We start from the raw sequence: 25,792 nt of genomic DNA, 5'->3' as shown, positions 1-25,792 counted from the left end.
AGTACGGCTCTCTGCGGAACGCTTGGCATATTCATGCCGAAGCAGGTGCGAAGAGGCCACAACACGTATCGATGGCGACGAAATACGGCTGTTTAGCCTGCAGAAGCCTTACAGTATTCATCCATAGCGCATTCAGGTCCTGCTGACACTTCAGCCAGGAAGACGCTTCCCCAGCGTCTTGCGGCGAATCATTGCGGCACGGAAATGAAATAATGCTTCTAACATTTGTGAGGGAAAATATTGCAATAATTGACTTAAATACACGAAGAAGTAAGCGCAAATGACCCTCAAGATACTTGCCGTCTTCGGGACCCGGCCCGAGGCGATCAAAATGGTGTCAGTGGTACGTGTACTTGCTACCGCTCCCGATTTCGACGTCAAAGTCTGTGTCACCGCGCAGCACAGGTCCATGCTGGACCAGGTACTCGACTTGTTTTCGATCAGGCCTGATTTCGATCTCGATATCATGACTCCCGGCCAAGACCTGTCCGATATCACAGCCAAAGTCCTGGCCGGGATGCGCACGGTGCTGCGGGAGTGGCGCCCGGATTACGTGCTCGTGCATGGCGACACCACCACGACCATGGCCACCAGCCTGGCGGCGTACTACGAACGGATCGCTGTCGGCCACGTCGAAGCCGGCCTGCGCACCGGGAACATCTATTCCCCGTGGCCGGAAGAAATCAATCGCAAGCTCACGGGCGCGATCGCGAAAGTGCATTTCGCGCCGACCGAGCACGCAAAGCAGAATCTGCTCAAGGAAGGTATTCCTGCAAAAAATATCTGCGTGACCGGAAATACCGTCGTCGATGCCCTGCTCGACGTGGTCCAGCGCCTGGAGACCGATGGAGCGCTCCAGCGCCAGATGGAGTCGCAGTTCAGCTTCCTCGACAGCAGGAAAAAACTGGTACTGGTGACCGGCCATCGCCGCGAGAACTTCGGCAGCGGGTTCGAGAACATCTGTCACGCATTGAACGCCATCAGCCGGCTCGACGATGTCGAGGTGCTGTATCCGGTGCACCTGAATCCGAACGTGCAGGAACCGGTACAACGCATCCTGAAAGGCAACCCCAACATCCACCTGATCGATCCGGTGAGCTATCTGCCTTTCGTCTATCTGATGAACCGAGCCTCCATCCTGCTGACCGATTCGGGCGGCATCCAGGAAGAGGCGCCGTCCCTGGGCAAGCCGGTGCTGGTGATGCGCGACACCACCGAGCGCCCCGAGGCCGTGGCCGCGGGAACTGTACGCCTGGTCGGCACTTCCGTATCGTCGATCGTGGACGGTGCCCGCACCCTGCTGACCGATGCCGCTGAATACGCCCGGATGAGCAACGCCGCCAACCCCTATGGCGACGGCACATCCGCTTCGCAAATCGTCAACTTTTTGAGGGAAAACCATGAGCAGCTCGTTTGATACCATCGCAATGATCGGCTTGGGATACATTGGCCTCCCAACGGCTGCAATGTTTGCTTCTCGCAAGAAGAACGTCATCGGCGTGGACGTCAACCAGGACGCGGTCGACACCATCAACGGCGGCCACACGCATATCGTCGAGCCCGACCTGGACATGATCGTCAGTGCCTCGGTCAACCAGGGCTACCTCAGGGCCACGACGACCGTGCAGCCCGCCGACGCCTTCCTGATCGCCGTACCGACTCCGTTCCACGACAATCACGAGCCGGACATCAGTTATGTCGAAGCGGCGGCGCGCTCGATCGCGCCGGTGCTGAAAAAAGGCGACCTCGTCATCCTCGAATCGACATCGCCGGTCGGCATGACCGAGAAGCTGGCTGGCTGGCTGGCCGAGGAGCGCCCCGACCTGCAGATTCCCCAGGGGCCGAACGACGCCGCCGACATCAACATCGCCTACTGCCCCGAGCGCGTGCTGCCCGGGAGGGTCATTCACGAACTGGTCTCGAACGACCGCATCATCGGCGGCATCACCAAGGAATGCTCGGCACGTGCCATCGAGCTATACCAGATCTTCGTACAGGGCGAATGCATCGAGACCAATTCGCGTACCGCGGAGATGTGCAAGCTGACCGAAAACTCGTTCCGCGACGTCAACATCGCATTCGCGAACGAGCTGTCGATCATCTGTGGCAAGCTGGGCATCGACGTGTGGGAACTGATCGCGCTGGCGAACCGCCACCCGCGCGTCAACGTGCTCAAGCCCGGCCCGGGCGTGGGCGGACACTGCATCGCCGTCGACCCGTGGTTCATCGTGCATAGCGCCCCGGAAGAGGCAAAGCTGATCAAGTCGGCCCGCGAGGTCAACGACCATAAGCCGCACTGGGTGCTGGAAAACGTCAGGCAGGAAATTGAACGTTACCTTGCTGCCAACCCAGGCCGCCAGGAATCCGACGTGACGATCGGCTGCTTCGGCCTGGCGTTCAAGCCGGACATCGACGACCTGCGAGAAAGCCCGGCACTGGACATCGTATCGGCCATCACCTCGGCACACAACTGCCGCGTCATCGTTGTCGAGCCGAATATTTCAGCATTGCCGGCCAGCCTGGACAAGGGCGAATTGCGGACGCCGCGAGACGCACTGGCACGCTCACAGATCGTCGTCATGCTGGTCAATCACAAGCCATTTCAGTCGTTAAAGAAGGAATTGTTTGAAGGTAAAGTTGTTATCGACACCTGCGGGTTCGCCAGCGCCCGCAAGTGAAACAAACGAACGGCACATGCGCGTTCTTCATGTATTCGATCACTCGATACCGCTGCAAAGTGGCTATACGTTCCGTACGCGCTCAGTGTTGCGTGAACAACGTGCAATGGGGTGCGAAACCTTTCACCTCACGGGGCCAAAACACGATTCCGGCAGCGAGCTGGAAGAAACCGTGGACGGCCTGCACTTCTACCGCACGCCGGTGGTCGACGGCTTCCTGGGGAAGCTGCCGCTACTGAACCAGAAGCAGGTGATCGACAGCCTGGAGCGCCGCCTCGCGGAAATCATCCCGGCCGTCCGTCCGCACGTGCTGCACGCCCACTCGCCGTCGCTGAACGCGATTGCCGCGCTGCGCGCCGGCAAGAAGTTCGGCATCCCGGTGGTGTATGAGGTGCGCGCCTTCTGGGAGGACGCCGCGGTCGACCATGGCACGGCCACCGAGAACGGCCTGCGCTACCGCATGACCCGGGCGCTGGAGAGCTACGCCTTGAAACGCGCCGACGCCGTGACCACGATCTGCGAAGGCCTGCGCCGCGACATCGTCGCGCGCGGCATCCCGACCGACAAGATCACGGTGATCCCGAATGCCGTGGACATCGACAAGTTCGCCGTCGGCGGCGTGGCCGACCAGGCCCTGAAGGCGAAGCTGGGCCTGGCGGACGCGCGCCTGATCGGCTTCATCGGTTCCTTCTATGCCTACGAGGGCCTGGACATCCTGCTGCGCGCGGTGCCGGCGCTCACCGCCGAGCGCCCCGACCTGCGCGTGCTGCTGGTTGGCGGCGGCCCCGAGGACGCGCGCCTGCGCCAGCTGGCCAAGGATCTCGGCATTGCCGACAAGGTCGTCTTCACCGGCCGCGTGCCGCACGACCAGGTGCAGATGTACTACGACCTGCTCGACGTGCTGGTGTATCCGCGCCTGTCGATGCGCCTGACCGACCTGGTCACGCCGCTCAAGCCGCTCGAAGCGATGGCCCAGGGCCGCGTGCTGGCCGCCTCCGACGTCGGCGGCCACCTGGAGCTGATCGTGGACGGCAAGACCGGCGTGCTGTTCAAGGCGGACGACCCCCAGGCCCTGGCCGACAAGGTCGGCCAGCTGGTGGACGCCCGGGCTGAATGGCCGAAGCTGCGCGCCGCCGGCCGCGAGTACGTGGAAACCGAGCGTAACTGGAAAGCCAGCGTGACCCGCTACAAGCGCGTCTACGGCCGCCTGACGGGAGCCGCCGCCTGATGAAGATCCTGACGTTCTCCACGCTGTTCCCGAACAGCGAAAAGCCTGGACATGGCATTTTCGTCCAGACGCGGCTGCGCCATCTGGTGGCCAGCGGCGAGGTCGAGGCACGCGTGGTGGCGCCGGCGCCCTGGTTCCCCTTCAAGCATCCGGCCTTCGGCCAGTATGCACGCCAGGCCAGGGTGCCGCGCTCCGAAGTGCGCTTCGGCCTGCAGGTCGAGCATCCGCCCTACCTGGTGCTGCCCAAGGTCGGCATGAACGTGGCGCCCCTGCTGCTGGCCCAGGCGGCCAAGCCGGCCATCGGCCGCCTGATCGACGAAGGCTTCGACTTCGACCTGATCGACGCACACTACTTCTATCCCGACGGCGTGGCCGCGGCCATGCTGTCGCGTTACTTCAACAAGCCGCTGGTGATCACCGCGCGCGGTTCGGACGTGACGCTGTTCCCGCAATTTTCCCTGCCGCGCAGGATGATCAAGTGGGCCATCAGGCGCGCCGACGCGGTGATCACCGTGGCCAATGCCTTGCGCGACGAAGTCGTCGCCCTGGGCGGCGACCCGGAGCGCGTGACCACGCTGCGCAACGGCGTCGACCTGCAGCTGTTCCGCCCGACCGAGCGCCAGCCCAACCAGGAATTCACCCTGCTGACGGTCGGCCACCTGGTGCCGCAGAAGGCGCAGGAGCTGAGCATCGGCGCCCTGCCCCTGCTGCCGGACACCCGCCTGGTGATCGCCGGCGAAGGCCCGAACCGGGCCATGCTGGAAAACCTGGCGCGCAGCCTGAAGGTCGAGCACCGCGTGAACTTCCTCGGCGCGGTCTCGCAGGATCAGCTGCGCGAGCAGTACAACGCGGCCGATGCGATGGTGCTGTCCTCCAGCCGCGAAGGCTGGGCGAACGTGCTGCTCGAATCGATGGCCTGCGGCACGCCCGTGGTGGCCAGCCGGGTGCACGGCACGCCGGAAGTGGTCGCCGCCCCCGAGGCCGGCGTCTTGATGAACGAGCGCACGCCGCAGGGCGTGGCCGAGGGCGTGCACCAGCTGCGCGCCAGTTACCCGGACCGCGCGGCGACGCGGCGCTATGCGGAACGCTTCAGCTGGGACGACACCACCGCAGGCCAGCTGGCGATCTTCCAGGCCATCCTGCGCCAGGGCCGGGTGCCGGCCCTGGCAAGCAAGGCTGCCCAGGCACGATGAAACCGGGGTGTATCCCGGTTTTTTCATGTCCGGCCGTCACTCGCTCTGCCGCACCACCTTCTTCATCCAGGCCGACATCAGCTCCAGGGCCGTTGGCGCGATCGTTTCGTCGATCAGGAAGTATTCGCTCGCCTTTCCGGTCCTGGCGGTCTGCAAGTTATGGTTGAGGTCAGGGAGCTGGCGCACGACGCTCTGGGGAGAGCGGCCCGTGAGTGCACGTTCGATCTCCTTCAGGTTCTCGGCGGGTGGAACCTGAAGATCCTTCTCTCCTCCCAGCGCCAATACCGGGCAGCTGACGCGATTCAGGTAGTGGCGCGGGTCCAGTGACAGGAAGCGCCGGAACCAGGGCGTCAGCAAGGCGTCGAACGCTTCGTCGGGAATGCCTTCCGGCGGGATCGCGAGTGCGGTTTTCGTCTCCGGCGGCAAGGCAAGCGTGGCTGCCCGCATGGCCGCCAGCGCGTCAGGATGCGTCCGGCCGCTTGCGGCAATCTCGAACAGCGCGCGTTCCTGCGACCGGTTGAGCAGGACGAGGGATTCGTCCATGCCCTCGGCGCGGCGCGCGGCAGCGTCCTGCAGGCTCTTGATGTCGATGCCGGGCAGGCCGGTGCCGCCGAGCATGACAATGAAGCCCAGCTCCGCCGGCGCCTGCGCCGCCACCATGGCCGCAATGATGCCGCCTTCGCTGTGCCCGACGATGCCGACCCGGGAGGCGCGGACATTTGGCTGGATTTTCAAGAAGCGTACGGCAGCCAGCGCATCGGCGGCATAGTCGTCCGTGGTCGAGTCGGGATGCCGTTTGCCTCCCGTCAGCCCGACGCCCGGTTTGTCGTACCGAAGTACGGCGAAACCCTGGCGGGTCAGGTGATCCGCCAGCACCGCCAGCGTCTTGTGCAGGGACATTCCGCCATCCCGGTCATGCGGCCCGGTGCCGGCGACCAGCACGACACCGGGAAAGGGGCCGCCCGCCGATGGATAACTGAGTGTCCCCACAGGGGACACCTCCGGATCGGGCGTGTCGAAAACGACCTCCTGCGTCACATAGGGAAGGGGCGCGGCCGGGTGTTGCGGACGGCCGCGCTCGGCGTAGACATGAACACCGCCGCCGGCCTGCTCGATCAGGAACCTGGTCGGAAGGCCGCTGCTTCCGACTCCCGTCATCCGCATCGGAAGTCCCGCTGCCGGCGTTTTCCATTCCTGGCTGAGCTTCACGTTCAGTTTGCCGAGTTCCGTCTTGATGTCTTCCGCTTTCTGCGTCGAGAACATATACCGCTTGATCGTGGCATCGGCGGACGCCGTGGATGCAAGTGCGAGCAGGACCAGCGCGGTGGCAAGGCGTGCAAGGGAAGGCTTCATGGCAGTATCCAGGTAGTGGTCAGTCCAGGCAGGATACGCAGACATCATGGAGAGATTGTGGAGCCTCTTCACCGCTTCGCCGCACGGCGTGCACGGGTCGGCGCATTGCGCTGGACCGCCGTCCGCCTTCTCCCTAAGGTGAAAGTTTTCCAACCACGGGAGTTTCCATGCGCGTTTTCGTTTCTTCCCTCCTTCTCGCATTCTGCCTGGCCGGCCAGGCACAGGCTGCCGATAGCGCTAGCGGCCGTGCGGCCGACGTCGCGGCCATCAACGCCGTCGTCGAGCAGTTCAAGGCCGCCATCGCCGCCCGCGACGGCAAGACCCTCGGCAGCCTGTTCCTGCAGGACCACGACAGCTGGCTGTCGGTCGCCGACGATGCGGCCTGGGCGCAGGTCAAGGCGCGCCATCCAAAGGCACGCAAGGTGGTGCCTCCGAGCTGGAAGAAGTTTGCCGAATATATTCAGACCTCGGAAAAACCGGTCGAGGAACGCTTCTATAACGTGCGCATCGATACCAATGGCGCGGTCGCCTTGGTCTGGTTCGATTTCGACTTCCTTGTCGACGGCAAGGTGACCAACCGCGGCAGCGAAAGCTGGCAGATGGTGCGCGCCGAAGACGGCTGGAAAATCAGCTCGATGCTGTTTTCGATGGGTGACTGAGGATAGAATCGGAACATGACAGTGCCGGACACCAGCGTGAAAGTCGAGACGGCCCTGCTCGTCCCCGTGCTGGCCGCGTTGCCGGTCTGTGCCTGCATGGCCATTCTCGGCTTGCCCGCCTTCGGCCACGGCTATGCGGCCGCCTTCCGCACGCTGTATTTCGCCGCCTGCCTGGCCTGGCTGATGCCGCTGGCCTTGCTGCAGCGGGCCATGTGGCGCCGCGCATGGCCCTGGCCGCGCATGGCGCTGGTGCTGCTGGCGCTCAGCTACGCGATGTCCGTCTTCAACAACCTGCTGGGGCAGCGCCTGGCGATCTCGCTCAGGCTGGAGAAGGGCTACGACTGGGCCGACCTGTTCCGCGGCCTGGACGGCTGCTGGCTGGCCCTGATCACGTTCTGCGCGGTGCACGGCGTGGTGCCCTACCTGATGCTGCAGCCGCTGGTCGAAAATGCGATCCGTCACGGCATCGCGCCGCTGGCCGCGCCCGGGCGGCTCGACATCCGTGTCGAACGCGCCGGGGCGCAGCTGGTCGTCGAGGTATGGAACGACGGCCAGCCGCCGGCGCAGCGGGGAAGCGGCATCGGCCTGGCCAACGTGCGCGAGCGCCTGCGCCACCTGTACGGCGACCAGCAGCAGGTCGAGGCGGGATGGCATGCCGATGGACGCTTCGGCGTGCGCATCGCCCTGCCCCTGCGCAGCCTGGAGGCGGCGGCATGAACATCCGGGTGGTCATCGTCGACGACGAACCGCTGGCCAGGCTGGCGGTGAAAATCAGGTTGGCACAGCGCAGCGGCTTCGAACTGGCGGGCGAATTCGGCGACGGCGACAGCGCGTATGCGGGCATCGCGGCGCTACGGCCCGACCTGGCCTTCGTCGACGTCGAGATGCCGGGCAGGACCGGGCTCGAGGTGCTGTCCGCGCTGACGCCCGCGCAGCGGCCGATGGCGATCCTCCTGACCGCCTACGACGGCTTCGCCCTGCAGGCGTTCGGGCTGGCCGCGCTCGACTACCTGCTCAAGCCCGTCGACGACGAACGCCTGGACGAAGCCCTGGACCGCGCACAGCTGGCCTTTCCCTACCGCGGCCAGGGCCGCCCGGCGGCCCCGATCCTGCCTGCGGCGCGCAGCTTCAGCGTGCGTGTCGGCATGCGCACGGTGCTGGTGCCGGTGGCCGATATCGAGCGCATCGAGGCCGACGGCGACTACGCCACCCTGCACGCGAACGGCAAGACCTGGCTGATGCGCGAGCGCCTGCACAACCTGGCCATGCAGCTCGATCCACGCCAGTTCCACCGCGTGCACCGCTCGACCATCGTGCGGCTGGACATGATCGCCGAACTGCGCGCGCTCACCAACCGCGACGCCCTGCTGCGCCTGCGCGACGGCAGCGTGCTGCGCGCCAGCCGCACCTACATGCCGGCCCTGGCGGACGCGCTGCAGCACCTCAACAAGCGATCCGCATGAGGCGCCTCGCACCCTGGCACGGAGGCGGCAGCCTCAATGATCGGGGCCGGACAGCGGCCCGACATCCATGCCATCGTAGCTGTCCAAACCATAACGCTCGGCAAGCGCATAGAACTCGGCGTTACGCTGGTACAAACTGGCCGGATCGTGCACCTCGCCCTTCTCTACACGCAGGAAGAAGTAAGGTGCCTGTCCTTCGTCGAGTTCCGGAACGAACAGGTCGACGAAGCGATACCCGTCTTTTTCCAGGACGGGCAAGACCGATTCCAGCTTTTCCCGCGACTTATCATTAAAGAAGTAACCCCAAAGCATAGGCTGGGACATGTCCCACCCCGCCCCCTCCCGAATGCTCTCGAACATCTCTTCCAACTGAACCAGTGAAATCATGGCGTCTCCTGTCTTTCCCTGATCAGCCCAGCATGAACACCGGATAGCGGCGCCATTCCGGCTCGCGATAGCGCTCGCAGTTCGCAAAGATGAAGTCCAGCACCGCCTCCTGGTTGCCCAGCAGCGCGGGATGGGCTTCCTTCCATGCCTCGAACCTGGCCGCCAGCGCCGGCTCGTCGTTCAGCAGCTCGGCAGCGTGGTCCTCGAACACGTAGTCCGAATAGGCTTCCTTCTTCTCCAGCACGCTGTTGAAGAAGCCCCAGCGGAAGAAGCTGTCGTGGCCCAGCGGTTCGAGCGTCTCGACCGCATAGCGCGCATTATCCTGGTCGAGCGGCACGATGAAGTCGCCCGCGCGCAACTGGACCTGGCTGCGGCGGCGCTCCAGCACCACGTCGTCGTGGAACATGTGGCCCTCGTAGGCGTTCGGGCGCGAGCTGACCGAGACGATGTGGTAGTAGTCCACTTCTTCGACGCGGTCGGCGTCGACACGCTCCATCTGCACGCCGTTCCACTGCAGGCGCTCGATGACTTCGCGCCACTGCTGCGGCACCACGTAGGCGCGCGGCGCCGGCACGTGGATGTCGGCCGGGAAGCGGTTGTACCAGGCGATGTCGCGCTCCCAGGGGCGCGAACGGTCGTACCACAGGCGCGAATAGCTGCCCAGCACGCTCGGCTTGTACCCTGCCTCGTAACCCTTGAAGCGGAAGCTATCCGGGTTCGCCTCGTCCATCGCCCAATGGATCGGCCATTCGGCACGGCTGCGGCCAAGCTGCTTTGCGGCGCGGCGCAGCGCCTGGATCTGAGCGGCGTTGTGCACCGTGAAGTCCAGCGCGCTCTCCACCAGCGCGCGCATCGACGCGTAGCGGTCCTTGAAAGGCTTGAGCATGTGCGTCTCGGGCATGAAGCCGATGGTGTGGTGCAGGGCCGCGTAGCCGGTCGAGAAGCGCGCGGTCTCGAGGAAGTCGGCGATGCCGTGGTCCGGGCTGTCCTTGACCGGGTTCACATAGGGGCAGGTCGGCCAGCCGCGCTGCTCCATGTCGGCATACATGGCCGGCAGCATGGTCGTGCGCAGGAATTCGCCCAGCTCGCCGCCCAGCTTGTCCGGCTGGGTGTGGATCAGGGTCATGGTGTAGCTGTAGTCGGCGCCGTTGGAGGTGTGGGTATCGACCATCACGTCCGGGTCCCAGGCCGTGAACAGCTTGTTGAACACCTGCGCGGTCAGGCTGTCGCACTTGATGAAATCGCGGTTCAGGTCGAGGTGGCGGCTCATGCCGCGGAAGCCGAACTGCTCCGGGCCGTCCTGGTTCACGCGCGAGGTGTCGGCGCGGTTCAGGCTGCCGTCCACGTTGTACAGCGGGACGAACAGGAACACGGTGTTACCCAGTGCGGCGAGACGCTCGGGCTGGGTGCAGAAGTCGCGCACCAGCGCCATGCAGGCGTCCACGCCTTCCGGCTCGCCCGGATGGATGCCGTTGTTGTTGAAGAAGACCGGACGGGAGGCGGCCTTGATCGCCTCGAGGTCGAACACCCCGTCGCCGCTCACCACGCCCGCGTGGATCGGCACGCCGGCGTCCGACACGCCCACCTGGTAAAAGCGCAGCACGCCTGGATAGCGGCGTGCGAGGTCTTGGTACCAGGCGATGCACTCGGCATGCGTGGTGGTCTGGTTCAGATTGCCCTTCTCGAAGGGCGTCAGCAGTTCAGTGGACATCGTGTTTTCTATGGAAAGTTAAACCGTTGGGGCCGGGGTGACGGTGGCCGGCGCATGCAGCGGCAGCGTGATCGCCACCACGGTGCCGCCGCCGACGCTGGAGCGCACGTCCATCACGCCGTGCACGGCGTATACGCGCTCGCGCATGCCGATGATGCCGATGCCTTCCGAGGCGCTGGCCGGATCGAAGCCGTTGCCGTCGTCGGCGACCACGATGCGCAGGGTCTGGGCGCTTTCGTCCAGCACCAGGCGCACCTGGGCGGACGTCGCGTGGGCGTGCTTCATCACGTTCGACAGCGCTTCCTGCACGATGCGGTAGGCGGAAATCGCCAGCTCGTTCGACAGGCGCGAGAAATCGCCCTCGCCGTGGAACTCGAAGCTGCAGCCGGAGCTGCCGTCGTAGTGGCGCACCATCTCTTCCACCGCGCCGTGCAGGCCCAGCATGTCGAGCACCTCGGGGCGCAGGCGCCGCACCAGGCGGCGGCCGTTGGCATACAGGTCGAGGGCGAGCTTGGTGATGGCCTGCGACTTGCGACCGATCTCCTCGACCTCGGCGCTTGGCGGCGCCTTGGCGGCCAGCGCGCCGATCGACTGCGCCTCCAGGCGCGCGGCGATCAGGGACGCGTTCAGTTCGTCGTGGATCTCGACCGCGATGCTCTTGCGCTCATCTTCGATGATCGAGTTCACCTTCTGGATCAGCTTGCGCTTGTCCGCGTCGGCGCGCAGCGCCTCGTTGCGCGAGGCCAGCAAGTCGCGGGTGCGCTCGGCCACCTTGTTTTCCAGGTCGCGCTTGGATTCGTCCAGGGCCAGGGACATCTCGCCGATCGAGGCCTGCAGCTCGCCCACCTCGCCGCCGGTCGTGACCGGCAGGTGCACGCGGAAATCGCCGTTGCGGATGCGGCTCAGGGCGCCGATCGCCTCGCGCAGCGGCACCGTGAGCGAGCGCGCCAGCACCCAGGCCAGCACGCCGCTGACCACCAGCGCCAGCGCGGCCATGCCCACCTCGAAACGGAAGCGCCGGGTCTGCTTGGCCATCATGTTGGAGGGCGACATCGTCACCCGCACCCAGCCGACGATCTCGGTGGTGAGGGTGGGCGGACGCAGGTCGCTGGAGGCCGACACGTGCGGCGTGCCGTTGTCGGTAAACAGGTTGATCCACACCACCTGCTTCTTGATCGGTGCCTCGTAATGGTGCGACTGGGCGTCGATGGCCGATTCGGAGTCGACCCGCACGGCCTGGATGCCGTCCACGCCCACCACTTCGATGCGGTAGATGCTGCTGTCGGACTGCACCAGGCCGTTGATGGTCAGGCGCAGGTCGGACAGGTTGCCCGAGATGACGTTGTATTCGCTGGTCTCGGCCAGCGCGCGCGCCAGGGTGCGCCCGCGCTCGGCCAGTTCCTCGGCCACCTGGGCGCGGTGCGAATAGTAGGAGTACCACACGAAGGCGGTGAACAGGAAGGTCACCGGCAGCATGGTGATGAAGGCCATGCGCCGGCCGATGCTCCAGCCGCGCCAGAAGCGCAGCTTCATGGCTTGGCCGCCTGGCGTGCCGTCAGCCGCGCCGGCAGGTTCGAGAAGCGGCGCGCGCCGTCGGTTACGCGCACGTCGAGCGAGCGCGCCACGCCTTCGTTGACCACGGTGCGGAAGTAGCGCGGGAACTGCGGCGGCGGCAGGTTGCCGGTGACGACGAAGGCGGCCGCGATCTCGGCCACCTGGGTATTGATGTCCTCGATCTCGGAATAGGTGGTGGCCAGCGCGCCGACCTTCACCATGTCGGCCGAGAAGCCGATCACGCCCTGCTTGCGGCGGTAGGTCGAGAGCAGGATGTTGCGCACGTTCTCCGGGTTGTAGACGTCGCCGTCGGGCATGGCCAGCAGCACCTCGGAGCGTGTCATGCGGTTGAGCGTGTGGTTGATGTCGTCGCCCAGGGCGAAGGGCTGCACTTCCACCTCCGGCTCCAGTGCCGGGCGCAGGAAGGTGGTGTCTTCGCCGAGGATGGCGCCGACCCGCACCGGGCGGCCGTACAGCAGCGCGGCCAGGCGCAGCTGGTCGGGCGGCGCCGGCTCGGCATACACGGCGGTGATCAGGCCGGCGCGCGCGGCCGGGGTCTTGGCGGTGAGCGCACGCCACACCTGGCTGGAGGTGAAGGCGGAGATGATCACGCAGTCGCAGCGGCGCGCCACGGCGTCGCGCAGCGCGGCCGGGCCGATGGCCACGTAGAGCATGCGGCGGCTCTGGCCCAGTTCGGTGCGAAAGCCCGCGAAGGTGGGCACCAGGCGCTTGTACAGGTCTTCGGCGATGCGGCGCGTGACCTCGCTGTCGTCGCCGGTGAGGATCTGGAAGCGATAGCCGGTGATCTCGTCGTCCTTGCGGACCGGATCCGCAAGCTGCGCCTGGGCCGCGCCGGCAAGGAGCGCAAGCGCAGCCACGGCCGCGCGCAGGGACGTCGTGAGGCGCATCGGCTTGGTTAAGGTTCGATCAGGCCGTGCTTCACGGCCAGCAGGGTGATGTTGGCCTGGCGATGCACGCCCAGTTTTTCCTTGATCGACTGGCTGATGTTGCTGATGGTCTTGGTCGACAGGTCGAGCTTCTCGGCGATCTCGGCGTTGGTCATGCCTTCGGCCATCAGCTTGAAGATCTCCAGCCCGCGCTCGTCCAGCTGCGACTGCGGCGTCACGTCGCCGCGCACCGCCATGCTGGCCAGGCGCGAGGCGATCTGCGGCAGGAAGTACAGCTTGCCATCGTGCGCATGGCGCACCGCGGTCACCAGGTCGGATGGGTCGCAATCCTTGGTGACGAAGGCATGCGCGCCCATGCGGTAGGTTTCCTTGATCAGGCTGTCCTGGTCAAACTGGCTCAGGAAGATGATCTTGGCGCGCGGGTCGTCCTTCAGGATGCTCTGCGCGGCATCGAGGCCGGTGAGCTCGGTCCCGAAGCGCATGTCGAGGATGACGACGTCGGGCTGCTGCGACGCATACAGCGCCACCGCCTCGCTCGGGGTCTTGGCCTGCCCCACCACCTGCATGCCGGCCGCCTCCAGCGACATGGCAAAGCCGGTCATGACGATCGGGTGGTCGTCCGCAAGCATGACGCGGATCGGTTTTTTCTGTTCGGACACCATTTCACTCCTGTTGATTACCCGCCAGTTTGGCGCACGCAATATGACACTTACATATGCTTACCAATCTCTGGCAGGACGGTGTGCCAAGGAACAGAAAGCATGCGGGTATGACGAGGATTATTTCATACAACGGGCCGCGACGCGAGACCCCAGCCATTCCCGGCGTTTTCCCGAAGAAGACTTACAAGTGGAAGCAAAATTACCAAGAAATAGCTTTACACACTACCAAGCCCTAGCATATATTCATTCCATCAGCTGTCAGATGCATATCTTTCCTTAAGTAAAAAGTCCTGCGATGCGATCGCAGCGCCCAACAAGAAGAGGAGATCGCCATGCACTTCACGCAACTCAACGATGGGACCGGCTGCAAGGCCGGGAAGTTCGCGCTGGTCGCCGGCCTGCATGCCCTGGTGGCCATGGGCCTGGTCAATGTGATGAACGCCAAGAGCATCACCCTGCCCAAGCTGATCGACGACGCCACGGTCTGGATCCAGCCGCAGACGCCCCCTCCCCCGCCACCCCAGCTGCCGCAGCCCGTGGTGAAGGCCGTCAAGCCGCCGATCGTGGCGCCGAAGGTGGAAGTCGAGGTGCCGCCGCCCCCGGCCGAGGAACGGATCCAGGCCAGCCTCGAGCCCGAAGCGGCCGTCGAACCGGCGCAGCCCTCGACCAACGACGCCCCGCCGGCTCCGGCGGCTCCGCCCAGCAGCAACCCGGGCCAGATGGGCAGCGCCGTGCTGGCCAATGCCGACGGCTGCGCCAAGCCGGACTACCCGATCAACGCGGCGCGCAACGGCGACACCGGCACCGTGACCCTGGCCCTGCTGGTCGGCGCCGACGGCCGGGTGCAGGATGCGCGGGTCCAGAAGACCAGCGGTCACCGCGAACTGGACCGCGCCGCCCTGAACGCCCTGAGCCTGTGCCAGTTCAAGCCCGCCATGAACAACGGCGTCGCCCAGGCCGGATGGGGGCAGATCGCCTACGTCTGGACGCTCGAATAAACATTTCCGTTCCCTTCCTTGCCCGCTTTTCATCGCGGGCTTTTTTTCGCCTTATCCGTAGGGTGGCCGGGTTTCCCGGCCGCGCGTTCAGCTTCCCCATGCGCAGTGGCGGATCAAGCCGGAGTCGAACGCGCGGTCGGCGAAGCCGACCACCCTACGGCACCCACAAAACAAATAACGAGGAGAGAGAAGCATGCTTCCCGCTGGATCACCGATGGCGCCGCCGCGCGCCCTCGACAGGCGTACGCTGGCCGCGCTGGCGGCCGGCCTGCTTGCCCTTGCGATGCTGGCCATCCTGGCCTGGACCGCCAGCCGCCCCGCGGCCCTACCTGCGCCGGTTGCCCAGGCCGCGCCACCGGCACTCGACCGGATGATGCGCCACGTGTCCGTGCTGGCGGCACAGCCGCGCCCGATCGCCACCGCCGCCAACGCACGGGCACGCGACTACATCGTCGAACAGCTGCGCGCCATCGGCCTGCGGCCGCAGGTACAAAGCACCACTGTGCAGAAGTCGACCGTCCGTTTCTGGGGCGGCACCGACGTGACCCTCGGCGTGGTGCACAACATCGTGGTGCGCCTGCCCGGCAGCGCGCCGGACCGGATGCGCCGTCCGGCGCTGCTGCTGGCGGCGCACTACGACAGCGGCAACGCCACGCTCGGCGCGGCGCGCGGGGCGGCCCAGGTGGCGGCCATGATCGAAACCGCGCGGGCGCTGCACCTCGGTCCGGCGCATCCGAACGCGCACCTGAACGACATCGTGCTGCTGTTCCTCGATGGCGAGGAAGTGGGTGCGCTCGGCGCCAAGGGCTTCGCCGAACGGCATCCGGTGGCAGGCGAAGTCGGCCTGACCCTGAAATTCGACGCCGTCGGCAGCGCCGGACCCTTGCAGCTCTACGCCGCAAGCAATGCCGGCAGCGGGGCGCTGGGCGGCTGGACGCAGGCGGTGCCCCGCCTGGGCGGCTCCTCGCTGATGGCGCGCTTCTACCGGCTGCTGCCGGACACGCCGCGCATGGGTCCCCTGGCCGCCATCGACGCTCCCACCCTGCTGTTCGTGAACACCGGCCGGCCCTTCGACCGCACGCGCGCGCTCGATGCCGTGGAGCGCCTCGACCCGGCCCTGCTGGGCCACCTGGGCGACACCATGCTGCGCCTGTCCAGGCATTTCGGCGCGCAGCCGCTCGCGCGCGGCAGCAACCAGCCCCGTGCCTGGTTCAGCGTGCCGCTGCTCGGCAGCGTCCAGCATTCCGTCGTCCTGTGCTGGGGCCTGGCGGCGCTGTCCTGCCTGATGCTGGCGCGCGGCTACCGCCGTGCGCTGGGCGAGACCGACACCACGGTGGCGCCGCTGGTGCAGGGCTTCTTCGGCGTGGCGCTGATCCTGCTGGCGGCGCGCATGCTGTTGTGGGAGCGGCGCCACGAGCTTGGCGCGCTGGCGCAGTCGCAGGAAACGGCCCCAAGCGTGGTCTTCCTGGTGTCGGGCGCCTGCCTGTTCGTCGGCGCGCTCTACCTGCTTCGCAGGCTGACCGGCGCAGTGCCCGTGTTCCTGGGCGCGATGAGCTGGCTGGCGCTGGCCCTGCTGCTCATCCTGCTGTGGGCGCCGGAGGCCGCATGGCTGCTGGCCTGGCCGCTGGCGGCGGCGCTGGCCGCCTTCACGGCGCTGGAGGCGCCGCGCCCCTTCCTGCTGCGCGTCCTGATCCTGGCCGCCGGCCTGGCGCCCGCGCCGCTGCTCATCCTGCCGGCGCTGCGCGACGCCTGGACCGGGCTTGGCCCGCAGGGGCTGTATGTGCTGGCGGTGCTGATCGCCGCGGCGCTGCTGTGCTTCGCCAGCCTGTTCCTGCTGCTGCCCCTTGGCCGCCTGGTCGGCGTCGGCGTGGCGGCGGCATTCGCCGCCTGCGTCGCGCTGCCGGGCCAGGCCTCGGGGCCGGCGCTGCAAAGACCGGTACAAGAGCAGCCGATCCTCCCGCCGAACCGCCTGGTCTACTTCAAGGACATGAACAGCTGGCGCGCCTACTGGCTGCTGCCGCCCGAGCCGCTCGACGCCTGGTCGAAGGGGTTGTTCCCGAACCTGGACAAGCCTTCGATCTACGTCGACGTGTTCGGCTGGCACAGCCCGCGCCAGTGGTTCGCGGTCGCGCCGCGCGAGGACCGCATCGCCTTCCCCGAAGCCTATATGCTGCGCAATCCGCGCCTGGCCCCGCCCGGTCCCAATCCCGCGCTGCGCCGGGTGGAGTTCACGCTGCGCTCGAAGAACAGCGCCCCGCACATCCAGATGTGGGTGGCCGGCACCAAGCCGCGCCGCTCCACCCTCAACGGCCGCGTGCTGACCTCAGGCGAGAGCCCGTGGTCGCTGTCGCTGTACGGGATGGAAGACCAGCTGCTGCGCTTCACCATCGACGCGCCGAACGACGACCCGCTGGCGGTGATGATCGAGGAACGCATTCCGGGGCTGCCGGAACACCTGCTGCCGCCCGGCGCGCCGCCGCGCATGCCGGGAACGGGCACGACGGTCGCGGCGGATGTGTTGCGGTTCTACTGAACAGTTGGCATACAATGTTCGACGCACACCGTGCACACCCCGATTAACCAAGCAGCAGGAAGCCATGCACAAGATCGTCTCCTCCGTTGTCCTCACCGCCCTCGCAAGCAGCCTGGCGCTGGCCTACCCGGCCCACGCCGCCTCGCCCAAGGCGCCGCAGTCCGCGCAGGCTGCCACCGTCAAGGAAGCGCCCCTGCGCGCCCACCTCGCTTTCCTGGCGTCCGACGCCGTCGAAGGCCGCGGCACCGGCCAGCGCGGCGGTGAACTGACCGTCACCTACCTCGAAACCCAGAGCGCCGCGATCGGCCTGCAGCCGGCCAACAAGGGCAGCTTCCGCCAGCCGGTGAAGATCGCCGGCGTGCGCTCGCTGCCGGAGAAGAGCACCATCGGCCTGTTCGCGGGCGGCCAGCCGCTGCCCGCGCAGTTCGGCGCCGACTGGGTCTGGGGTCCGGGCGATGCCAAGGCCGACCACCTGCTCGACGCCGAGATGGTCTTCGTGGGCTATGGCATCAACGCGCCGGAAGAAGGCTGGGACGATTTCAAGGGCCAGGACTTCAAGGGCAAGGTGCTGGTGATGATGGTGAACGATCCGAAGCCGACCGCCGCCGAACCCAAGCGCTTCAACGGCGAGGGCCTGACCTACTACGGCCGCTGGACGTATAAACTGGAAGAAGCGGCGCGCCAGGGCGCGGCCGGCGTCCTGCTGATCCACACCGACGCCTCGGCGTCGTACGGCTGGAGCGTGGTGCAGAACAGCTGGGCCAACGCCGAGCGCTTCCAGCTGGCCGAGGGCAAGCTGGGCACCGGCCTGCAAGGCTGGATGACCGACGCCACCGCACGCAAGCTGTTCGCCGCCAGCGGCCAGGACCTCGACAAGCTGCGCGCGGCCGCCGAAGACAAGGGCTTCAAGCCGGTCGTGCTGAACGCGCGCGTGAAGGGCGAGGCGCGCGCCGAAGTGCGCACCCTGAACGAGTTCAACGTGGCCGGCATCGTGCCGGGCACCGATCCGAAGCTGAAGGACGAGCTGGTGGTCTACAGCGCGCACTGGGACCACATGGGCAAGCAGGGTACCGAGGGCGACACCATCTTCAACGGCGCCGTCGACAATGCATCCGGCACCGCCGCCCTGCTGGCGATGGCGCAGGAAGCCGTGCGCAACCCGGCCAAGCGCAGCCAGATGTTCCTGTGGGTCGCGGCCGAGGAACAGGGCCTGCTGGGCAGCGCGGCCTATGCCGCCGCGCCGCTGTGGCCGATCGAGAAGACAGTGGCCAACCTGAACCTGGACAGCCTGAACTTCGTGGGACTGGTCAAGGACGTGAGCACCCCGGGCAGCGAGCGCAGCGACCTGGGCGCGATGGCGGCCGCCACCGCACAGAAGATGGGCATGAGCATCGCCCCGAGCCGCCCCGACCTGGGCGGCGGCTACTTCCGCAGCGACCACTTCAGCTTCGCCAAGGCCGGCGTGCCGGCGTTCTCGGTGGGCGCGGGTTCAAGCTGGGTGAAGGATGTGGAAGCGAGCAACGCCAAGCGCAAGGCCTACGGCGCCCGCTACCACCAGGCCAACGACGAATACGATCCGACCTGGGACCTGTCGGGCATGGTGCAGCAGGCGCAGTTCACGCTGAACCTGGGACGCATGGTGGCGGATTCGCCGAAGGCGCCGCAGTGGAAGGCGGGGGATCCGTTCGGCAAGGGCCGCACCGCGGCAAAATAAACAGTTGTAGGGTGGGCGGGTCTCCCGCCCACGCGTTCAAATCACGTATGAAATGACGGCGCGTTTGCTCGCCGGCCGGTTGAACGCGCGGTCGGCGAAGCCGACCACCCTACGGTTCGCAGCAATTCACATGCCGCCGTTCAGGGCAGCATCGACCCCGTCTCGCGGTAGCGCACATGCCACGAGAACGCCTTCTCCAGCACGTGCGGCGTCTGTCCCCCGCCCCGGTTCGCCTCTTCCACATACTCCCGCAGCATCCCCTTGTACGGCTCGGCCACGCAGTTGTCGATGATGCGCTGCGCCCGTTCGCGCGGCGCCAGTCCGCGCAGGTCGGCCAGGCCGACTTCGGTGACGACGATGTCGACATCGTGCTCGTTGTGGTCCACGTGCGAGACCATCGGCACGATGCTCGAGATCTTGCCGCCCTTGGCCACCGACTTGGTGGCGAACACCGACAGATAGGCGTTGCGCGCGAAGTCGCCCGAGCCGCCGATGCCGTTCATCATGTGGGTGCCCGACACGTGGGTCGAGTTGACGTTGCCGTAGATGTCGAACTCGAGCGCCGTGTTGATGGCGATGATGCCGAGGCGGCGCACGACTTCGGGATGGTTGCTCACCTCTTGCGGGCGCAGCACCAGGCGGTCCTTGTAGCGCTCGAGGTTGCCGAACACTTCGCGGCCCTTGGCTTCGGACACCGTGATCGAGGAACCGGAGGCAAAATCCAGCTTGCCAGAGTCGAACAGCTCGAAGGTCGAATCCTGCAGCACTTCCGAATACATGGTCAGGTGCTTGAACGGTCCGTCGTTCAGGCCCGACACCACCGCGTTGGCGATGGTGCCGATGCCGGCCTGGATCGGCATCAGGCTCTCGGTCAGGCGGCCCTGGGCGATCTCCGCGCCGAAGAAGTCGATCAGGTGTCCGGCGATGGCGGCGGTCTCAGCGTCCGGCGGCAGGATGGTCGAGGCGCTGTCGTGCTTCTCGGTGAAGACGATGGCAACAATCTTCTCCGGCGGGATCTCGATGGCGGTGGTGCCGATGCGGTCGCTCACGTTCATGAGCGGCATCGGCTCGCGGCGCGGGCGGTGCTTCGGGATGAAGATGTCGTGCAGGCCCTCCAGCGCCGGCGACTGGCTCAGGTTGATCTCGACGATGACCTTGTCGGCCAGGATTGCGAAGCTGGCGCTGTTGCCGACCGAGGTGGTGGGGACGATGCCGCCGGTCTCGGTGATGGCCACCGCTTCGATCACGGCCACGTCGACCGGCGCGATCTGGCGGGTGCGCAGCAGTTCCACGGTCTCGGACAGGTGCTGGTCCACGAACATCACCTCGCCGCTGTTGATCGCCGCGCGCAGCGCCGGGTCGGTCTGGAAGGGCATGCGGCGCGCCAGGGCGCCCGATTCGGTCAGCTGCCTGTCGGTGTCGCCGCCGAGCGAGGCGCCGGTGATCAGGGTGATCTTCAGGGCTTCCTGGCGGGCGCGCTCGGCCAGCGCCAGCGGCACCGCCTTGGCGTCGCCGGCGCGGGTAAAGCCGCTCATGCCGACGGTCATGCCGTCGCGGATCCAGGCGGCCGCCTGGGCGGCGCTGGTGATGCGTTCGCGCAGCTGCGGCAGGCGGATGCGGTCGTGTAGAACGTGTTCGTCGTGGTGCATGTGGTCCTCGAAGGGGCTACGGAATTACATCAAACGGAAGTCGACCGCCTGCAGGGGCGGCGGAATGTCCTCGTCCTCCAGCGCGCTGCGCAGGTCGATCTCGATCGCGCGGCAGATCGCGTCCAGCGGCAGGTCGTTCGGCTCCATGCCGAAAGGTTCCTCGAGCTCGTCGCCGAGGGCGTCGAGGCCGAAGAAGGTGTAGGCCACGATCGCCACCACCACCGGTGTCATGAACTCGAGGGTGTCGACCAGGCCGAAGGGCAGCAGGAAGCAGTACATGTACGCGGTGCGGTGCAGCAGCACCGAGTACGAGAAGGGAATCGGCGTGTTCTTGATGCGCTCGCACGAGGCGGCGGCGGCCGTCATCGCCGACAGCGTGGCGTCGATGCCGGCGGCCAGGCAGGCGTCGATGCGGCCCGTCTGCACGCACTGGCCGAGGTCCTGGCCCATCTGCCGCATCAGGTAGTCCGGTTGGTTGGGCGCGCCCTGCATCCGGTCGAATTCGCGCGGCGCGAGGAAGCGCGCCAGCTGCGGGTCGGGCGGGTGCTGGCGCAGCAGGTCGCGCAGGGAGCCGCAGAAGGCGACGGCGCGCAGGACCATGCGCACCCGCACGTCCTGCAGGCCGTTGCGGGCCAGGGCCGGGCCCTCGCCCTGGATCAGTCCCGTGCACTGGCGCGCCAGGTTGCGGCTACGCAACACCAGTTCGCCCCACAGCTTGCGCCCTTCCCAGAAGCGGTCGTAGGCCGAATTGTTGCGAAAGCCGAGGAAGATCGCGAGCGGCAGGCCGATCAGGGTGAAGGGAATCGGGGTGACGGTGATCTTCAGGCCGCCGAGCACCCCGTGCGTCCAGGTGACCGCGATGGCGATCGCCACGTTCACGGCGAGGACGGGCAGGATGCGGTGCAGGACAGAGCCGCGCAGCAGCAGGAACAGCTTGAGGCCGGAGGGCCTGTCTCGGATAATCACGAACTTTGCCGCTTGAAAGAAGATACCGGCAGGCGCCGGCATTCGCTAATATGTTCGCAAGTTAATCACTAATATGTTAGCCAGTCAAGCTCATCGAACCGCCAATTGGAGTAAATCGTGTCCCGCCGCATAACAAACCGCGACCTGCCGCAGCAGTTCTTGAAGGCGCGCGACGCGCTGATGTCACACTTTCGCCCGGTGCTGAACCACTTCGGCGTGACCGAGCAGCAGTGGCGCATCCTGCGCGCCCTGGACGAGCATGAACAGCTCGAGCCGCGCGAATTGTGCGAGCTGTGCCAGATCCTGAGCCCGAGCATGGCCGGGGTGCTGGCGCGCATGGAAGAAGTCGGCCTGGTGCAGCGCCAGCGCGTGGCGGCCGATGCGCGCCGGGTGATGGTGAGCCTGGCGCCGAAGGGCGACGCGCTGTTCGACGAGATCGCGCCGCTGATCGAACGTCAGTACCGCTTGATGGAAAAGACGTGGGGAAAAGACGTGCTGGACGGCCTGTCGAGCGCCCTGGCCGGCTTCATCGCGGCGCAGGCGACCCCGGTGCCGCAGGTGGAACTGCCGAAGCACCACGCTCCGGCGGACGAGTGAATTCCGCCCCGGCGGCAGGATGCCGGAGCGTTGCAGGCGTGAAATATTATTTCATTTTCTTATGAAGAATGAAATTTAATTTCACGCCCTGAGCTTGCCGGGAAGCTTACTGGATCACGCCGCAGGCGATCCGTCCGCCCCCGCCGCCCAGCGGCGCCGGATGGTCGGCGTGGTTGTCGCCGCCCGCATGGATCATCAGGGCCTTGCCCTTGACGTCCGCCAGCTTCAGGCGCGGCGCCAGCACCGGGTTGGTGGCGTTGCCCTTGTCGTCCACCGTCAGGGCCGGCAGGTCGCCAAGATGGCCCTCGCCCCAGGGCAGGCCGTGCTTGCCGGTCTTGGCCGGATCGAGGTGGCCGCCGGCGGCGCCCGCGGGCACCGTCTTGCCGTCCTTCTGGTTCGGGCCGCAGCTGCCGTTTTCATGCACGTGGAAGCCGTGCAGGCCGGCTGGCAGCTTGGTCAGCGCCGGGGTGAACACGAGGCCGTACTTGGTCTCGCTGACGGTGACGGTGCCGACATCGGCGCCCTCTCCCTTGTCGGTGGCCATCTTCATGGTCACCTTCATGTCGGCGGCGTTGGCAAGGGCGCAGCTAGCGCCCAGCACGGCGGCGCACATCCATCGAATGTTCATGCAAACCTCCTTCAAGATCCGGTTGAGATAATAAAATGCCACGCAAGTGTATTCCATCTCACCCGATGGGGGATGTCCCGGAGGGCGGGCCGCCTCAGCTGACGCCTGCGATATCCGGTTCCTGCGTCACACCCTGTTGCGCCGTCTGCGGCGAGGGCCGGCACTGCGGCAGCCGGGCCAGGGTGTCCGACAGCGCCCGGAATTCCACCGGCTTGACCAGGTGGTGCTCGAAACCGGCCTGCTTCGACAGATCGCGGTCGCGCGCCTGGCCGTAGCCGGTGAGCGCGATGAAGCTGGCCGTCGGATGGTCGCGGCGCAGGCGGCGCGCCAGCTCGTAGCCGGTCATGTCCGGCAGGCCGATGTCGAGGATGAAGGCGTGGGTGTCGAGGATGTCCGTGGACGCCAGCGTGCGCATGGCGCCGTCGAACACGTGCACGGTATGCCCCTGCTCGCGCAGCAGCTCCGCCAGCGACTGGGCCGCGTCGACATTGTCGTCGACGATGGTGAGCGTGCACGGCGCGACCGGCTGCGAAGCCGGCGCCAGGCGCAGCGACACCGGCGCCACGGTGGACTCGATCTCCCGGGTCAAGGGCAGCAGCACCGACACCGCGGAACCCAGGTTGGGCCCGTCGCTGTGCGCTTCCACCTGGCCGCCGTGCATCTGGACGATGGTCTTGACCAGCGCCAGGCCGATCCCGAGGCCGCCCTGCGAGCGGTCAGGCGTGCGCTCGGCCTGGGTGAACAGGTCGAACACGTGCGGCAGCAGCTTGGCGTCCATGCCGGCGCCGTTGTCGATGACGGTCATGCGCGCCTGTTCCGGACCGGCTTCCAGGCGCAGCGTAATCTTGCCGCCCTGCGGCGTGTACTTGGCCGCGTTGTTCAGCAGGTTCACCAGCACCTGCACCAGGCGCGTGCGGTCGCCCGCCACCACCACCGGATGCATGGGCGCTTCCACCGCCAGCGCGTGCTTGCGCTCCTCGATATGCGGGCGCGCCTGCTCGACCGCGGCGCGCAGCACGCCGGTCAGTTCGAGCGTCTCGGTCTCGAGCTTGACCAGGCCGCGCGTGACCCGCGACACATCCAGCAGGTCGTCCACCAGCTCCGTCATGTGGCGCACCTGGCGCGAGATGATGCTGCTGGCCTTCAGGCGCAGGTTCTCGTCGACGCTGGGCATGCGCAGCAGCTGGGCCGCATTGGTGATCGGCGCCAGCGGATTGCGCAGCTCGTGCGCCAGCATGGCCAGGAACTCGTCCTTCATCTTGCTGTGGCGCTCGGCCTCGGCCCTGGCGGCGCGCTCGCTGGCCAGGATGCCGTCGCGCTCGCGGGCCGCGCGCTGCGCCAGCTCGTACAGGCGCGCGTTGTCGATCGCCACCGCGGCCTGGGCCACGAAGCCGGCGATGAGCTGCTCGGTGCGCTCGTCGAACATCTTCGGCTGCGAGTGGCCGAAGAACAGGCCGCCCAGCACCTCGCCCGAACGCGAGTTGACCGAAGCGGCCAGGTAGCTGCGCACCGGCAGGTGGCCTTTCGGCATGCCATGGTGCGGCCCCATGCGCCCATAGCGCGGATCCTTGGTGATGTCGTCGCTGCGCACCGGCGCGCCGCCGTTGAAGGTGGGCGCGAAGACCGGGGTCGGGCGCGGGTGGCCGAATCCTTCAAAGGCCTCGCGGGGTGCGCCGCAGAGCGTATATAGCAAGTAGGCGTCGCCGTTGGCGTCCTTGCCGTTGTAGAAGAAGGCGCCGAATTCGGCGCCGGTCAGCGCGGTGGCGGCGTCGGTGACGGACTGCAGCAGGGTGTCGATGTCGAGCGTGGAGGCCAGCACCTTGCCAGCGCGGTTGAGCAGCTCGAGCATGCGGGTCTCTTCGCGCAGCGCTTCCTCGGCGCGGATGCGGCGCAAGGCTTCCCAGGTGCGGCGCGCCAGGTCTTCGGCCAGGGTGCGCTCATCAATGGTCCAGCGGTAGGGATAGTCCTTGTAGAGGAAGCCGGCGCCATGCAGGCGGTCGCCGTCCTTCAGCGGGATCACCACCACCGAACGGATGCCGAGCATCAGGCAGGGCTTGGCGACGGCCGCGCATTCCGGATCGGTCGAGACGTCATTGATGCAGATGGTGGCGCCGCCGCGCAGCGCCTCGATCTGGCTCGGCGACAGCATGTCGATCGGCAGCGTGCCCTGGGCGCCGCCAGTCTCGACGCCGTCCTTCCACTCTTCCTTGACGGTGAAAGTGCGCTTGCCCTCGTCGAGTTCGACGTAGGCGACGTTGGAGCCGGTGAAGTATTCGCTGGTGAGACGGATGGTCGCCTTCAGCATCGGAGCGAACTCGGTCTCGCGGCGCAGGGTGTCGGCCAGCTTGAGCTGGTAGGTCTGGCGGCGCTCGCCCAGCACGGCCCTGGTGGTCTCCACCAGGGTGGCCAGCACGCCGCCGATGCTGCCGTCGTTGCCGTAGACCGGGCTGTAGGAATGGCTGAAGTAGCACCGCTCCGGATAGCCGTTGCGGTGCAGGGTCATCATGAATTCGTCGTGGCCGAAGGTGGCGCCCTGGCGCACCTGCTCCCACAGCGGCGCGATGGTCGGCCAGGCCTCGGGCCAGGTGACGCGGGTGTCGTTGCCCAGCGCGCCCTCGAACTTGGCGCCGAGGATGGGCATGTAGGCGTCGTTGAAGAACTGGACGTAGCCATCGCCCCAGGCGAGGTAGGCCGGCATGTGCAGGTCGAGCACGGTGCGCACGGCGTGTTTCAGGCTTTGGGGCCAACTGCTGACGGGGCCGACCGGGGTGGTCTCCCAGGGATGGGCGCGCATGCGGCGCTCCATTTCCGACATGGTCGTCGATGCGCTTGCAGCATCGGAAGCCGCGTCAAAGGGCCAAGGCATGGTGCTCGCTGGGCAATGAATGTGAATGGATCGCTAACTCAGCTG

Annotated in this window: 21 protein-coding genes; 11 read left to right on the top strand and 10 right to left on the bottom strand. The window is 66.7% G+C overall.

All coding sequences use genetic code 11. The features are described from left to right. The first annotated feature begins 280 nt into the window (after positions 1–280). From wecB to MasN3_RS02995, 4 genes are read left to right on the top strand one after another with little or no spacing between them, the layout of a single operon-like run. Positions 281–1,417: a non-hydrolyzing UDP-N-acetylglucosamine 2-epimerase gene (gene wecB, locus MasN3_RS03010; protein WP_281912197.1), complete on the top strand. Its 1,137-nt coding sequence runs from the start codon at positions 281–283 to the stop codon at positions 1,415–1,417. After that, complete coding sequence (gene wecC, locus MasN3_RS03005) at positions 1,401–2,678, top strand: UDP-N-acetyl-D-mannosamine dehydrogenase (protein WP_281912196.1); 1,278 nt, start codon at positions 1,401–1,403, stop codon at positions 2,676–2,678. Before wecB ends, wecC begins: the two co-directional genes overlap by 17 nt. Before the next feature lie 16 nt (positions 2,679–2,694). Further along, on the top strand, positions 2,695–3,906 hold the full coding sequence (locus tag MasN3_RS03000; RefSeq protein ID WP_281912195.1) for a TIGR04063 family PEP-CTERM/XrtA system glycosyltransferase: 1,212 nt from the start codon (positions 2,695–2,697) through the stop codon (positions 3,904–3,906). Next, the gene (locus MasN3_RS02995; RefSeq protein ID WP_281912194.1) at positions 3,906–5,099 is read left to right on the top strand and encodes a glycosyltransferase family 4 protein; all 1,194 of its coding nucleotides are present in this window, start codon (positions 3,906–3,908) and stop codon (positions 5,097–5,099) included. Before MasN3_RS03000 ends, MasN3_RS02995 begins: the two co-directional genes overlap by 1 nt. A gap of 36 nt (positions 5,100–5,135) precedes the next feature. On the opposite strand, the gene MasN3_RS02990 is transcribed toward MasN3_RS02995, so the two are convergent. Then, positions 5,136–6,452, bottom strand: a complete 1,317-nt coding sequence (locus MasN3_RS02990; protein ID WP_281912193.1) for an alpha/beta hydrolase family protein — start codon at positions 6,450–6,452, stop codon at positions 5,136–5,138. Between the two features lie 167 nt (positions 6,453–6,619). Here MasN3_RS02990 and MasN3_RS02985 point away from each other — a divergent pair, with 167 nt between their 5' ends. From MasN3_RS02985 to MasN3_RS02975, 3 genes are read left to right on the top strand one after another with little or no spacing between them, the layout of a single operon-like run. After that, on the top strand, positions 6,620–7,111 hold the full coding sequence (locus MasN3_RS02985; protein WP_281912192.1) for a hypothetical protein: 492 nt from the start codon (positions 6,620–6,622) through the stop codon (positions 7,109–7,111). Between the two features lie 15 nt (positions 7,112–7,126). Beyond that, on the top strand, positions 7,127–7,828 hold the full coding sequence (locus MasN3_RS02980; protein WP_281912190.1) for an ATP-binding protein: 702 nt from the start codon (positions 7,127–7,129) through the stop codon (positions 7,826–7,828). Next, complete coding sequence (locus MasN3_RS02975; protein ID WP_281912189.1) at positions 7,825–8,574, top strand: LytR/AlgR family response regulator transcription factor; 750 nt, start codon at positions 7,825–7,827, stop codon at positions 8,572–8,574. The genes MasN3_RS02980 and MasN3_RS02975 overlap by 4 nt, the downstream gene beginning before the upstream one ends. 33 nt (positions 8,575–8,607) lie before the next feature. Here MasN3_RS02975 and MasN3_RS02970 read toward each other — a convergent pair whose 3' ends face one another. Genes MasN3_RS02970 through MasN3_RS02950 form a run of 5 tightly spaced genes read right to left on the bottom strand, consistent with a single transcriptional unit; the run spans position 8,608 to position 13,796 of the window. Further along, the gene (locus MasN3_RS02970) at positions 8,608–8,961 is read right to left on the bottom strand and encodes a ribonuclease E inhibitor RraB (protein WP_281912188.1); all 354 of its coding nucleotides are present in this window, start codon (positions 8,959–8,961) and stop codon (positions 8,608–8,610) included. A gap of 22 nt (positions 8,962–8,983) precedes the next feature. Next, a complete protein-coding gene (locus tag MasN3_RS02965; RefSeq protein ID WP_281912186.1) occupies positions 8,984–10,672 on the bottom strand; it encodes a M14 family zinc carboxypeptidase in 1,689 nt (562 codons plus the stop codon). Positions 10,673–10,690: 18 nt separating this feature from the next. Next, a complete protein-coding gene (locus MasN3_RS02960) occupies positions 10,691–12,205 on the bottom strand; it encodes a sensor histidine kinase (protein WP_281912183.1) in 1,515 nt (504 codons plus the stop codon). Beyond that, positions 12,202–13,134 carry a hypothetical protein gene (locus MasN3_RS02955; RefSeq protein WP_281912181.1) on the bottom strand — a complete coding sequence of 311 codons (933 nt, stop codon included), beginning with the start codon at positions 13,132–13,134 and terminating at the stop codon, positions 12,202–12,204. The genes MasN3_RS02960 and MasN3_RS02955 overlap by 4 nt, the downstream gene beginning before the upstream one ends. 8 nt (positions 13,135–13,142) lie before the next feature. Continuing rightward, positions 13,143–13,796: a response regulator gene (locus tag MasN3_RS02950; protein ID WP_281912179.1), complete on the bottom strand. Its 654-nt coding sequence runs from the start codon at positions 13,794–13,796 to the stop codon at positions 13,143–13,145. A 332-nt stretch (positions 13,797–14,128) separates the two neighbouring features. Between MasN3_RS02950 and MasN3_RS02945 the strand changes: the two genes are divergently transcribed. From MasN3_RS02945 to MasN3_RS02935, 3 genes are all read left to right on the top strand, one after another. Then, positions 14,129–14,794 (top strand): energy transducer TonB, encoded by a 666-nt coding sequence (locus MasN3_RS02945; RefSeq protein ID WP_281912177.1) that lies wholly within the window; start codon positions 14,129–14,131, stop codon positions 14,792–14,794. A gap of 193 nt (positions 14,795–14,987) precedes the next feature. Continuing rightward, on the top strand, positions 14,988–17,327 hold the full coding sequence (locus MasN3_RS02940) for a M28 family peptidase (RefSeq protein WP_281912174.1): 2,340 nt from the start codon (positions 14,988–14,990) through the stop codon (positions 17,325–17,327). 64 nt (positions 17,328–17,391) lie between these two features. Beyond that, complete coding sequence (locus tag MasN3_RS02935) at positions 17,392–19,041, top strand: M28 family peptidase (protein ID WP_281912172.1); 1,650 nt, start codon at positions 17,392–17,394, stop codon at positions 19,039–19,041. A 140-nt stretch (positions 19,042–19,181) separates the two neighbouring features. Here MasN3_RS02935 and MasN3_RS02930 read toward each other — a convergent pair whose 3' ends face one another. Next, a complete protein-coding gene (locus MasN3_RS02930; protein WP_281912171.1) occupies positions 19,182–20,690 on the bottom strand; it encodes an acetyl-CoA hydrolase/transferase family protein in 1,509 nt (502 codons plus the stop codon). Positions 20,691–20,714: 24 nt separating this feature from the next. Beyond that, a complete protein-coding gene (locus tag MasN3_RS02925; RefSeq protein WP_281912170.1) occupies positions 20,715–21,656 on the bottom strand; it encodes a bestrophin family protein in 942 nt (313 codons plus the stop codon). A 117-nt stretch (positions 21,657–21,773) separates the two neighbouring features. Between MasN3_RS02925 and hpaR the strand changes: the two genes are divergently transcribed. Then, a complete protein-coding gene (gene hpaR / locus MasN3_RS02920) occupies positions 21,774–22,253 on the top strand; it encodes a homoprotocatechuate degradation operon regulator HpaR (RefSeq protein ID WP_281912168.1) in 480 nt (159 codons plus the stop codon). Positions 22,254–22,359: 106 nt separating this feature from the next. Here hpaR and sodC read toward each other — a convergent pair whose 3' ends face one another. Together sodC and MasN3_RS02910 are read right to left on the bottom strand one after the other, a co-directional pair. Further along, on the bottom strand, positions 22,360–22,881 hold the full coding sequence (gene sodC / locus MasN3_RS02915; RefSeq protein WP_281912165.1) for a superoxide dismutase [Cu-Zn] SodC: 522 nt from the start codon (positions 22,879–22,881) through the stop codon (positions 22,360–22,362). A gap of 94 nt (positions 22,882–22,975) precedes the next feature. Continuing rightward, complete coding sequence (locus MasN3_RS02910) at positions 22,976–25,747, bottom strand: ATP-binding protein (RefSeq protein ID WP_281912164.1); 2,772 nt, start codon at positions 25,745–25,747, stop codon at positions 22,976–22,978. Positions 25,748–25,792 lie beyond the last annotated feature (45 nt).

The sequence above is a fragment of the Massilia varians genome (assembly GCF_027923905.1).
In the GTDB taxonomy this organism is placed as follows: domain Bacteria; phylum Pseudomonadota; class Gammaproteobacteria; order Burkholderiales; family Burkholderiaceae_D; genus Telluria; species Telluria varians_B.
Note: the sequence above shows the minus strand (reverse complement) of the source record. Positions and strands in the feature narration are given on the sequence as shown.